General features: G+C 42.4%; 9 protein-coding genes. 1 reads left to right on the top strand and 8 read right to left on the bottom strand.

All coding sequences use genetic code 11. The features are described from left to right. Window positions 1-113 precede the first annotated feature (113 nt). The 5 genes from V7K60_RS14525 to V7K60_RS14505 all read right to left on the bottom strand — a co-directional run bounded on the left by V7K60_RS14525 (window position 114) and on the right by V7K60_RS14505 (window position 8,206). Complete coding sequence (locus V7K60_RS14525) at window positions 114-2,453, bottom strand: CHASE2 domain-containing protein (protein WP_334926569.1); 2,340 nt, start codon at window positions 2,451-2,453, stop codon at window positions 114-116. Between the two features lie 183 nt (window positions 2,454-2,636). Further along, window positions 2,637-3,605 (bottom strand): DUF1822 family protein, encoded by a 969-nt coding sequence (locus V7K60_RS14520; protein ID WP_334926567.1) that lies wholly within the window; start codon window positions 3,603-3,605, stop codon window positions 2,637-2,639. A gap of 293 nt (window positions 3,606-3,898) precedes the next feature. Further along, entirely contained in the window at window positions 3,899-6,622 is a 2,724-nt protein-coding gene (locus V7K60_RS14515) for a CHAT domain-containing protein (RefSeq protein WP_334926565.1), read from the bottom strand. Window positions 6,623-6,966: 344 nt separating this feature from the next. Beyond that, window positions 6,967-7,617, bottom strand: coding sequence for a sigma-70 family RNA polymerase sigma factor (locus V7K60_RS14510; protein WP_334926563.1), 651 nt, complete (start codon window positions 7,615-7,617; stop codon window positions 6,967-6,969). A 160-nt stretch (window positions 7,618-7,777) separates the two neighbouring features. Next, complete coding sequence (locus tag V7K60_RS14505) at window positions 7,778-8,206, bottom strand: DUF4363 domain-containing protein (protein ID WP_334926561.1); 429 nt, start codon at window positions 8,204-8,206, stop codon at window positions 7,778-7,780. Between the two features lie 272 nt (window positions 8,207-8,478). Here V7K60_RS14505 and V7K60_RS14500 point away from each other — a divergent pair, with 272 nt between their 5' ends. Beyond that, window positions 8,479-8,763 (top strand): peptidase, encoded by a 285-nt coding sequence (locus V7K60_RS14500; RefSeq protein ID WP_334926559.1) that lies wholly within the window; start codon window positions 8,479-8,481, stop codon window positions 8,761-8,763. A 423-nt stretch (window positions 8,764-9,186) separates the two neighbouring features. Here V7K60_RS14500 and V7K60_RS14495 read toward each other — a convergent pair whose 3' ends face one another. The 3 genes from V7K60_RS14495 to V7K60_RS14485 all read right to left on the bottom strand — a co-directional run. Beyond that, entirely contained in the window at window positions 9,187-10,563 is a 1,377-nt protein-coding gene (locus V7K60_RS14495; protein WP_334926557.1) for a DUF2330 domain-containing protein, read from the bottom strand. Between the two features lie 36 nt (window positions 10,564-10,599). Continuing rightward, a complete protein-coding gene (locus V7K60_RS14490; protein ID WP_334926555.1) occupies window positions 10,600-11,520 on the bottom strand; it encodes an RnfABCDGE type electron transport complex subunit D in 921 nt (306 codons plus the stop codon). A 231-nt stretch (window positions 11,521-11,751) separates the two neighbouring features. Beyond that, window positions 11,752-12,201, bottom strand: a 450-nt coding sequence (locus tag V7K60_RS14485; RefSeq protein WP_442944399.1) for a M10 family metallopeptidase C-terminal domain-containing protein, incomplete at its 5' end; no start/stop codon positions are given.

The following is a 12,201-nucleotide window of genomic DNA, read 5'->3' as shown; positions in this document are numbered from 1 at the left end:
GACCTCATAAGATTTTAGGATTTTAGATTGGGCGTTGAAAAGAGGCAGAGGGGCGGAGGGGAAAAAACTTACTGGCAACTTCTTTCCTGCTCCCCTGCTCCCTTGCTTCTTCCCTATTCTCTATTCCCCGCCCGGATTTTTGTTTTTGAATGATTATAAATTGACATCAAACTCGCCATAGCTACAAGCGATAAAGCCGACGGTACAAAAGGTACCCAAGCACCTGAAATTAACAGACCAAAGCAAACTACATACAAAACGCTAGAAGTAACACCGATTGCCAATGCCAACCAGGGTAACGAAAGCTTACGCCAAACCAGTATTCCCCCGATCAAAGACCAGCCCCAAATCCAGATTACCTCCGCCCACCATGACCAAGCTCGCAGCAACGGCCGCCCATCCTGGACTGCACTAAGGATCTGGCTGACCATGTGAGCTTGTACCAGTACTCCTGGCATTTGCTCATCTAAAGGAATGCCATAAGGTGTCGGCCAGGTGTCTGGAGAATCCCCCTTTGCAGTCACACCAATCAGAACAATCCGATCTTTGATAGCATTGGCGTCAATCGGACTAGATAAAAATTTGGTTAGCTTTACCTGTTGGGCTATTTCTTTTGAAGAACGGTAGTTGAGCAAGATTTGACCGATAGCATCAATATTTTGATAGCCGCCAGTATGAGATTTCAGATTTGGAAAAATAATTTTACCCAACTGCAAATTATTTTCAGGGGTGAACTTTGTTTGAATTCCTAAAGGTTGCAGATAAAGAGAGGCTAGTTGGAAACTGAAGGCATAGCGAGCAGGACACAATGATGTCGGCTCTTGCTTCATGAACAGAAGATGCCGACGGATAACTCCATCACGATCATCAATAAAGTCACTGAATCCTAAATGTGTTGTGGGAATTTCTGGTGGCGGTCCATTGCCTGGGATATTTTCTGTGGCATCGCTCCCCTTACATACGCCAATCAAGTTGTGAGTTTTTTGGAGACGAGTAATTAAATCTGGTTGTGTGGCTTTAAAATCACGGTAGATATCCAAGCCGATCGCGCGGGGTTGGTATTGATTCAGTTTTGCTAAGAGTTTATTGAGAGATTTTTCAGAAATAGAAGCTCCAATCAAGGACTCGCCATTTTGTCTTTGAGTAGCCAGATCGTCATCGTCAATTGTGATGATCAACAGTCGGGGATCGAGTCCTTCTGGGGGGCGCGATCGCATCATCAGGTCAAAGGCTTGAATCTCAGGATTTTCCAGCAATCCCAGCAATCTTACGCCACAAACTAAGATTGTGACTGCCAAGCTGGATAACACAGTTGTTTTAAATCTGCGTCTGTTAGATAAAGGTAAATTCGCTTCATCTTCATCTTCAGATTTTGCAGATATTAATTCATCCCAAGTCGGTGGAATCTGTGCCGGATTTTGACAAATCACTGGTAGCCAAGTTGCACAAGGAAATTTATCCTCAAGTCCTTGCAAGCGTTCCCGCGCTTGGCGTACCGCTTGATACAAAGACTCGCCATTGGCAAAGCCTTGGAGAAAATACTTTAAAAACTCCTTGGCAATCTGGTCTGGGACGGGTTCGCGCATGACGATCATTTGAGGAATTTGCAAATCAGCTAATTCTCGCGCCAATCCCAATCCATCACAAGAGTTGAATATAGCTAATTGCAAACCATTTTCAATGGCTTTTTTGAGAGCGTACCTTAACTCGCCAATGGTAAGACTATCAGTTCTATTCAGGTAAATTCGTCCGCTTTCTCCATTTCCTTGACTCGAACTGTGTCCGGCAAAGAAAAGAATATCCCAGTTTTTTCCCCAAAGATGCTCAGTCAAGTCCTTACGTTGTGGTTCTACCAAAAAGCTCACCTCTGCATTACTACACTGTTGCAGTAAAGCTCGATCAGCTTGGGTGTCAATCCCTTTACTATTGCCCACAATTGCCAAAATATTGACTAATTGATTGAGAGTGCGTGGCTTGTGAATGCGATCGTAAGATGGTGAAGAAAGGGCAATTTCAGCTTTGGGATAGCGATCTAACAAGTCCCACAGATGCCAGGGTAATAGCTGCAATTGGCTATTTTCTGTTTGCAGAATCACCCGTATTTCGTCGCTGGACGATAATCTTTCTAACCATTTTTCCCTCAAAGGGCGAAACTCCTCTGCTCGCAGCCAGGTATTAAAGCGTGCCCGCAAAATATGAGAAGCGTTTTCGCAGTCTTGAACCATCGATACATTCGTCACCTGCATTTGGTCAGCATGGAGGCGATAACGATTGCCTATCTGTCGATAACTAGACTGCCAATGACTATAGTAGAGCGGCATTTCCGGGAATGAAGGTAGCCTCCCGGTGATTTCTGTTGCAGCACGCTCGTGTTCTTCACCAATTTGGAGAGTGACAGCAAACCCCTGCTCAAAACTACCTTCTCCAAATTTGATCGCCACTAATTTACCCATAACCGTCGCTATTTCCCCATGCAAGATCGTGCCCTGTTCTAATGTCCGATCGCAAGCTTCACAAGTGTCTACAGATTTTTTTCAAAATCCCCAAAAGCTGGCTTGGATTTTTAATTTTTAATTTTCAATTAATGAATTATCACTTAATAAATTACTGACAAAGAAGGAAGATAGCTACATATTTCAAATTCGGAAATATTCGGTAATACTGGTATTATCCAAGGCTACCCTAACACTAAATTGCTCTGTGGGTTCACCACGAAACTGCAACTGAATGTAGTTGTCTGATTTTCTAGATTGAGCGTCTAAAAATATTGCTCCTGAACTATCTATAACAGTGAGATGAACTCCTGGTGGTAAGTAGATTTGATTTCCAGTGGCGTGCAATTGGAGATGAATACTAGTTTGTTGATCTTTTTCAGGGCTGATTTCCACAATCAACATCACAGGTTGGTTGTGGATTTGGATACCTAAATCAATCACTTTTGCCCGTTTAGTAATTGATTCTGGTTGTTTAAGGGCATCTAATTCCAAAGTTCCAATACTGCGAAAGGCATAAGTTGGCCTGAGTTCTGGCACGTTCCACAGCGATTCAATAGTTTCCCAGCCCGTCTCAAATATACCAGCAAACCACTGACTCAAAGTCACTAATGAATTAAGTGGGGATTGACGCAGTTGCCAGATGTGGTCAATAAACGCTTCCAATGGTTGCAGTTGCCCTAAAGGAACTATTTCAGTGGTCACACTAGGGATAAAACCAAGCAGCCTTGCTTCTTCGAGCGATTCATCAAATTGAACTATTAAATAACCCACCCGTTCTTCCCAAGTTTCTGGAGGAATAGAACATATCTGCTGATGCAGATGGACAGGGCGACACTCCAGACGGCCAATCGAGGGCACTTCTAAATCAGCGACATCCCCACAAAGGCGCATGATCGGGTTCCAACTGTCACTAGCTTGAAGATCGGTAGGAATATCCATCATCTGCAAGTAGTCATTCACCACCCATACAGCTAAAGTATTCAGCCGGACTTGCTCTGCTTTTTCAAGATTTGGTTGCTGGTTAGCAAATTGCTGGGCAGTTATGCGAGCTGTTTGGGAAATCGGCAATGTTAAAGCGAAATCATCTAGCTGATAGGTGGAGTTATTCATAAGTCAATTTCTAGGGTTCAATGCTGCTATGTATATATCACCCGCATTCAATAAATTTATGCCACAAAATTGAATACTGGAAAAAGAGAATTGGGGACTGGGGATTAGGTAAAAATATCCCATAAAATTAAAAGATTGTATATTGAAATGATATATGAGATAGAGCTTTTGAGTATTTATACTTTTATCAAGATAGTTTCAAGCCGCTAAAAGCGGCTTATCAACTAGCAGATAGTTTGCCAAATTTTGAGCGTACAATTTGAGCGATCGCTTACGAAGATTGGCTCCCCAAATCACAACCAATTGCCAATCAATACATAGGCAGACCAAAAGCTTGGCGCTCTATAGTTGGGATGTTTCAATAGTTGTAGCTGGGCACGGTGGACTGCTTCGGCTTTGGTGATTTTGCCACTCTTGAGTTCTCGATAGAAAGCACTAACAAACATCGCTGTTGATTCATCATCAATTTGCCACAGGGAAGCTATGGTACTACGTGCCCCGGCTCGGACAGCTGCTCCTGCTAGACCGAGTGCTGCACGGCTGTCTCCTGTTGCTGTCTGGCAAGCACTCAAAACTAATAATTCTACTACGGTTTTACCCTGACTGCGGAAGAGAGTATCAAAATCTTTGACATTGATCTGACCATCGAAATCTAAAATAAAAGTCTCTTCAAGACGAGAACTAAACTGACCGTGGGTTGCCAAATGCACTATGTTGAATGAAGCAGCACCAATTTCACTTTCCAAATTCTTTTTCTTAAAATCTCCATCCAGTAGGCTGGTTGTTGAAACTCCTGCTTTAACAATACCGTCAAATTCAGATTTGATCGCCAGCAATGGTGCAAACTTGGGATATCCTGGCGGCGGCTGAGTCAGTCCTGCGGTTAGCGCTCGAAGCTGCTGTTTTACCAGCGGTTTTGGGTCGAGGAGTTGTAGACCGACGCTCAGGGCGATCGCATATTTCTCTATCAAGTATTGTTTACCATCGTAGAGAGCTGCCATTGGTAAATTGCGTAATGGGCCATCTAGAACGAACACTAAAGTATCGACGCCACTTTTTTGCAATTGTGACTCAATGGGTTTAAGCAGCCAGCTGTAAACTTCTTGCGATTGGGTTTGGACGATCTTAGTAGCAGTTGGATCGACAAGATTTCTTCGCAGTTCTATTAAGAGTTTCTCTACTTCTCCTTGGGAAATTTTGTTACTGTAGCTTTGCAGAGGTTGTTTAGGAATTTTGACAATTACCTGGAGTTCGTCACGAAGAATAATTGGATAAAGGATGGCAGCCTTGGAATTATCTTTGTCTACTACTCGATCGAGGGCTACTTTCTGACCTTGCAGACAAGCTTCCTGAAAGAAGTCGTCTAATTCTGCTAGTTGGAGTGATTCAATCCGTTCGCGTGCTTTTTCCAATATTTTTTCATTTGGTTTTCCCTGTTGAGATTGCAGCAGTAACTCTACTGACTGGCGGTAGACGGGTTCTACACTGTCGCGGAAGTCAAATTGTACATCCTGGTTGACTACATCTTTATTTACTACTAAATCTCTGCGGAGAGACTCAAGAGTGTCTACAGCAGCATCATAAGCGGTGATCGCACCATTAATATTTTTTTGTGCCCAAAGCAATCTACCTAACTGCCACTCCAAGCTATAGGTAATTTCTGGTGCATTGCTACTTTGTGCCAAAGCTAATCCTTGCCTGGTCAAGTCTTGCGCTTGTGACCACTGTCTGCTTTCTTCGTACAAGCCGCCTAAACTCTTCAGAGCATAAGCCTCTGCCCGCTTATCACCTAAACTGCGGGATTGCTGGATGGCACTAGCAAGTAATTTTGCTGAGTCTTTTGTACTTAATCCTGAGTAAAAACTCTGACTGGATGCTTGTAATACACCACTCTTGACTTTTGCCAAACTTTGCGAAAAGTTAACCTGAGCGTAAATACTCGCACGGCTGAGGGGGAGTTGGTCGAGGCGGGACTCAATCGACGGCAAAAGAGTTTGAACCTTTGCCCATTCTTTATCTTTAATCAGTAGTCCCAGGTGATTGAGTTCTGCTTGAACTTTTGTTAAAGGTGAGGGAGATACTGCGACTGTTTGTTGATAATAGGCGATCGCCTGTTCCTTTTGGTTTTGTTTACGGGCATTATTCCCCAAGCTGAACAGACTAGCCGCAATATCAGCACTTGATTGTAGATTTTGAGCAATGATCAGACTTTGTTCTAATGCTTTGCGTGAGTTTTTCAAATCGCCCAATACCAAAAGGGCATCACCGAGCGATCGCAAACTCACTGTCTTTTCTATAGAATCTGGTTGAGATTTTAACGTCTGACTTATTCGAGCGAGTGTTTTGATCGCCCGCGGGTAAAATCCTTGGGTGCGCCACGCCTGTGCTTGATTGATTAGCGATCGCACCATGCCACTTTTATCATCTGCTTGTTTGTAAATTTCTTCTGTCTGCTGCCAAGTTGCCAAAGCCGCCTCAGACTGTCCCATTGCCAATTGCAGACGACCTTGAATATCTAGTGATTGGGCAAATATTTGCAGATTTTGGTTTTTACCCAGTCCTTTGAGTAAATTTAAGCTTTCTGTAATTGCCTGCTGCGCCTGACTCCATGCACCGAGTTGCTGGGAAGCTAGGGAAAGATTACTCAGTGTCACTGCTAGTGCAAGGCTCTCCCCTTGCTGCTTATATATTTGGACAGCCTGTTGTAACACTTCTACAGCTTTGGCAAATTTGCCAGTACTGTATAAAACTTTGCCCTGCTCTAGGAGTGAGGCGGCATCAGTGGGTACAGCCAGCGATGTCAGAGTGTTTATTGGCAGTTGGGATGAAGAATTGATTGAATTAGGAACTTTTGCTAGCACTGGTGAACCGACAATGCATAGCAAAGCGACCAGGAAGTACAAAGGCAAACGTAAAAAGTGAACTAGGGGGGTGAGCCAGCGCGTCCTTGCCGCTTCCCGACTCCTGCTTTTAAACTTTACAGAATTCGCACCAAAAATCCTAGTTGTTTTAGCCATAAGCAATGACGAGAGGGAGGTGATAACCAGAAACACATAGGATGAACTATTAGGTTAACAGGGTAATGTTACCATTCCCATCCCTCACCAATCTTTGAGCTTGGACAATCTTCTTATTTTTTGCGATCGCAGTGAAACTTGATTAGCAAAGTATAGTTAAAAGGCGATCGCAAACCTTAAACAAAAAACCACCGAAATAGTGCTGAGTAAAAAGTAAAATTAACTAGGCTTAGGCATAAAATTAATTCCGAGGAATGAATACCTCGGCTGAAAGTGAGAAGATTCATCAGTAATACTTCTGACTCAGCACTGGCTCAACCCTAGCTATTCGCTAACAGCACCGATCATAATAATCCCTCCAATTCTGCAAACTTACGCAAACGCGGTAAACATTGGCGTTGATAAAAACTGCTTAATGTCGGAATTGACAACCCAAATTCCTCAGATAAATCTTTCCAGCTAACTTCTGGGGGTAAGCGTTTGAGAATTAACACCTGACAATTCACATCTGGACGTCCTTTAATGTAAGTAGCGCGCAGTTCCCCATCCGAATCTGTCTTCGTCCATATCTCCAAGTCTTCCAAAATCGGAGGTGCTTGGGGGCTAGCCGGTAGGTTATCTACAGGATCAATAGTTTCACTTGTTCCACCAGATGTAGACTGACGAATTCTCAGAGAGACTGTTGTGGCTTGTTCTCGGTTCTGGTTAAGGTAAAAGTCTTGTAGTCTCCGTTTTAGGTAAGCATTCAGCCAGGTGATCACACTGCCATAATTGGGATCGTAAGTTTGGCCTGTCAAACCTTCACAAACATTGCGACAGAAATACAACCAAGTTTGTTGTAGTGCATCTTGATAGTAGGTAGTATTTTCCCTCCAGAGTCTACTTGCTGTCAAGCGAATAATTTGCGTGAGCAGCTTCTGACGCTGAGGGCTTCCAGGTTGGTGTCCACAGGCTTCTGTAACTAAGCGGCGTAGCTGTTCATCGAATTGAACCATGACAATCTTGGCGAAGAAAGCAAGAATATCTTAGTATTGCGTATAACAACACCCGAAAGAATTACCTTTCGTCAATTTACTGCTCTTATCCTTACCCTATGAGTACATTCAAGGTAGAAAGAGCCGCGATGCATTCAAAATGACTTGAATGCGTATTTAGTTAAGATTTTGAAACAGCAGTAATAGTTTTTTCTAATGACTGCAATGTTGTCAATAATTTGTCTTTTTGGGGTTTAGAAGCTTTAAGTTCTCCTGTAACCTGATCCATATTTGTCTCTATAGTTTCATAATTATTACGAGATTTAACTTTGATACCGTCTTCAACTTCTTTCCAAGCATCCTCAAATTTGTCAAATTCTTTTTTAGCTTCAACAAAGTTGCCAGATGTAACTGCGGCTTTAGTTTTGGATACTATAGTTAATAAACTACTATTACTTATAGTGGATGTTGTCGCTGGGGCTGATGCTGCGCTAGCATTAGGAGTCACCTGTGGGGTGGTTTGGGTAGTAGGTTGTTCGGGACTGTTGCAGCCTACCAAAGCTAGCAAGCTTATACCCGCAACGCTCGACATTAGTTGAAAACGCTTCATTGTAAAACTCCTCGATTCATTATTAAGCTGTAATTTATAAAAGTGAATAGTCTGCTTTTTGCCAGCATTAATAGCAACATTTATGCAGCTAGTCTCTTCTAGATAAATATATCACTTAATCCTATACTTATTTATAGAATAAGTTTACAAAGGTAAAAATATACATCGAAAACTCAAAAATGCAGGAAAAAAACATGATTCTTCCATAATTCAGCAACACCTAATTTTAATAATCACTAGTATAAAAATAATAACCTTTCTGAAAAATGACTATGAAACGATCATTTCGTAAGTATCACCGCACGATTGGTATCATAATTTGTCTACCTTTAATGTTAACTGTATTGACGGGAATTTTGACGACTATTGTTAAGGAATGGCCAATTAATACTGGGTTGTCTTCTAGTTTACTGTTAAGAATTCATACAGGAGAAATCTTACATTTAGAAGCAATTTACCCAATTTTTAATGGATTGGGACTGATTGGTTTGCTGGTAACAGGAATAAATATGTCTGGGTTATTAAATCGGAAAAAACGGAGCGATATCAATAATTAAGATTAGCTTAATCGAGATATTAGAGGTTCTGTAAGGAGTACTTCTAACAACACCTTACTTTTTATCAAAACAAAATTCAGAAGTCAGGAGCCAGAATTCAAAATTGAATTCTGTGTAACTGGCGGATGAAGAAACGGCGTTTTTGCACCCCCACTAAATAGGAAAGCGCAGTGTCTCTGAAAGAGAATATTTAGTGGTCAACAAGAAAGTGGTGGGTTTGAATCCCCCACTAATTGATTCTGACTCCTGAATTCTTCTTCAACAAATCATAAAAAGTAAGGAAAGGAAATTACAGCAGATTTCAAGTTAGAGAGGTACACAAGCTAAGTCTTTTACCCAGATATAAAGCGGGTTTTACTCCTGAATTCAGAATTATGAATTCTGCTGTATCAGATTTGATTTTTATCTTACTCCTCACTCTCCTTAATATAATCCCAGCCAGGATAGGACATTTTCCCACCAAGAATATCGCAGATTACCTACACTCAACTTCATTTTGTTGCGAATATCTTGGATTTTCCAGTTGGTTAGTTTAGCTAGAGTTTGCGCCTCTTGTTCAAAACGTTTGGGTAAAGACTGCTTATATTGTCTACCAGCCTGACATTTGAGTTCCCCTTGGAACGGATGTTGTAAAACATAGCGTCCTTGAAAAGATTCAGTGTTGGCAGTTTGTTGAAATATCAAGTCTTCAGGGAATTTGTCGCGGGTATAGCGAATATGCAATCGAGAGATGAAGACGTTACTTCTAGGAGAGGGACGACGAAAACTGGGGGGTACTGGCACATTACTTGTAGAATTATCATCTAGCCAAGATACGCCTGCTTGCTTGAGTTCTTCTGGAGTCAGGGGTTCAGCAGAACAAGGATCGCAACTACCCATATCCCAAGCGTATTCTAAAAAACCAACTTTCCTGTCTTCTTTGGTGTAGATAGTTTGAAACATGGATTTGTAAAATTCACCAAATTCATCTTTGACAAATAAGGGAATATTGGCGTCGGAGGGAATTTTTACCGTCCGATAGTTGGTGATTTCTGCCTGTCCTTGAGGCGAGAGGATGTAGACAATCAAATCCTGCTCTGTCGTAGCATTGATCATGCCTAAACGAATTGGCAGCATGAATTTAGGCGATTGGTAGGAAATTTGTAGTGGACGGAGGAACTGATAGCCAGATTGCTCAAATTTATCCAAGTTGACTTTAGCAACAAAGAATTTCATTGAGGAGCGAATATAAGGCTGAAGTAACTGTTTCGCACCTCTGGGGATTTTGTAGCCACTGCGTTTTAGCCAAGTTTCCAATCCGCCAGATTCTTTCGCACTGAGGATCACAATGTCGTATTCGCCAACGTTAAAACGTGCTTCGACCCTCACACCCAAACTAGCATCGCCCCTTGCACTCCCTGCCTCACTTCTGGCTGCTGCTGGCGCTGGTACTGCTGATAACTCTCTTTCGTAAACTGGGGCACAAGGATCTGGGTCAAAATATTCCACCAATCGCGGCGCACTAAAAGCATCTAGGCGCTCGATAATCTTGGGTTCAGTGACGCGAACTTGTTCTTTTTGCAGCACCGTTGGCACTGGTACTACCATTGCAAAATCTTTGACTTCGCCTTGAAAGTCGTTTGCCATTGTTAGGATAGTGCGATCGCCATCCCGCGCGATCGCCACCTGAGAAGCTTTGTTATACAGTTTTGTATCAGCTTTGGCTACATAAAATCCACAAAATGCCCAAGCTGCTGGTGCAAAGCACAAAACAGCTACAATTGCCAACAATAATGGTGTTAAAAGTCGAAAAAACTTCATTTTTTATACCTCTATTTTTTAGTGCTGAGTTAGGAGTTAGGAGTTTGGAGTTAGAAGTTCTACCCCTGCTCCCTCATCTTTCTCTTGCCAAGCAAACCTTGGGGCTAACCAGAAACCATCTAGCAGGATGCTCAACGGTGCAAGGGCAAATAGCGCCCAGAAAACTGCTGTGGAAACAAAGAAATAATTTCGCAGGATAAAAGTTAATCCAGCGATACAAACTGCCCAAACTACGCGCCCAATTCGGGAATTGGGGATTGATCGCGGATCTGTAATCATAAATAGGGCAAACAGCAGCAAAGACCCACTCATCAATCGATGCCAGTAAACATCCCAAGTCCAACCCAGCCAGAGATTGCGAATCGCCTCTAGCAAAGAGTAGGAACCCAAAAAAGCTGCTGTAGTGTCCCAGCGACCAATGCGCTGCAAAATCATGCCACCAGTACCGAGAAATAATAGCCCATACCACCACTCTTCACCCCATTGTCCCGGCGAAACCCAAGCATCAGGGGTGAGAATCAAGGCAGATATGATGCCAAAGTTGGCAGGATTGAAGAAATGCTTATCGCCGACTCGGAAGATAAATTTGCTGGCGATCGCAATTGTTGCAGCTATTGCCATTGTCGTCCAGTGGTCAGCCCGCAACAGTAAACTGAGTCCCAGTGAGGTAATTAAAGCACTGCGCAAATTTAGGCTTTGTCCTTTGTTGTTTGCTAATGACCAATGACCAATACTTCGGCTTACCTCGGCTTCGGCTCCATTGAGCGAAGTCGAGATGCTCGGCACAAGTCGCTCAGTACAAGTGACTAATGACAATATCCATTGAGTTGCAAGACAAGTGGCGATCGCTACCCCAATTAACTCTGGTCGCAATGTCCAATCTCGTGTACCGATTCCCAAGACTAGGAACAAGCCCAAAAATAAAATCTGATAATCTCGTATATCTTTTAGTAACATCAACCCTTAATTCAGGGATTCCCCGTAGATTTCTCATCAATTTAGACGAGTACTAGGTAAAATAGCATTGCTGTTACAGATTTTGTTACAAAATAAAGCATTGACAGATCAAAGCGATCGCTGTGATGTTTGAACTTAAAGATAATCAAAAAAGGTAGGAGTGCGATCGCACTCCTACCTTTTTCAAGTTAATTGATCAAAGTATGAAGATATGGAATAAAAGGAAAAGATTTATACCAGCACAACATCTAGATTAACTGAGAAGAAAGAAGGCTTGTTCTCAATGGTGGCAAATTGAAAGCCTGCGAAGAATAAGTTACCATTAGTGCTGTTGTAGCTGAACTGATTGTTAGAGTTAGCACCAAATCCAGACTTGGAAATCTGGATTTTGTCACCCTCTCTCCACTCGAAGTCTTTGATGATATCGATACCTTCAAATTTGCTATTGAAGACAAACTTATCTGCGCCAGCACCACCTGTGAGTACGTCAGTGCCATAACCACCAACGAGAGTGTCACTACCTGCTTCACCGTTAAGAACATTATTGGCGCTACTACCAACAATCGTATCGTTGCCAGTTGTACCAATTAAATTCTCAATGCTGACTAATTTATCCGTGAGAGTAGAATTTCCCGGAAACTTGACTACACCAGTAGAGAGATTGGCATCAATTGGACCAGA

The sequence above is a fragment of the Nostoc sp. genome (genome assembly GCF_036917555.1).
Classification (GTDB): domain Bacteria; phylum Cyanobacteriota; class Cyanobacteriia; order Cyanobacteriales; family Nostocaceae; genus Nostoc.
This window is presented reverse-complemented; position numbering and strand designations above follow the sequence as displayed.

Bases quoted from the DNA above. Each gene is read 5' to 3' on its own strand.
- V7K60_RS14515 (WP_334926565.1), bottom strand. From the start codon at position 6,622: ATGGCTAAAACAACTAGGATTTTTGGTGCGAATTCTGTAAAGTTTAAA.
- V7K60_RS14510 (WP_334926563.1), bottom strand. From the start codon at position 7,617: ATGGTTCAATTCGATGAACAGCTACGCCGCTTAGTTACAGAAGCCTGT.
- V7K60_RS14525 (WP_334926569.1), bottom strand. From the start codon at position 2,453: ATGGGTAAATTAGTGGCGATCAAATTTGGAGAAGGTAGTTTTGAGCAG.
- V7K60_RS14500 (WP_334926559.1), top strand. From the start codon at position 8,479: ATGAAACGATCATTTCGTAAGTATCACCGCACGATTGGTATCATAATT.
- V7K60_RS14520 (WP_334926567.1), bottom strand. From the start codon at position 3,605: ATGAATAACTCCACCTATCAGCTAGATGATTTCGCTTTAACATTGCCG.
- V7K60_RS14505 (WP_334926561.1), bottom strand. From the start codon at position 8,206: ATGAAGCGTTTTCAACTAATGTCGAGCGTTGCGGGTATAAGCTTGCTA.
- V7K60_RS14495 (WP_334926557.1), bottom strand. From the start codon at position 10,563: ATGAAGTTTTTTCGACTTTTAACACCATTATTGTTGGCAATTGTAGCT.
- V7K60_RS14490 (WP_334926555.1), bottom strand. From the start codon at position 11,520: ATGTTACTAAAAGATATACGAGATTATCAGATTTTATTTTTGGGCTTG.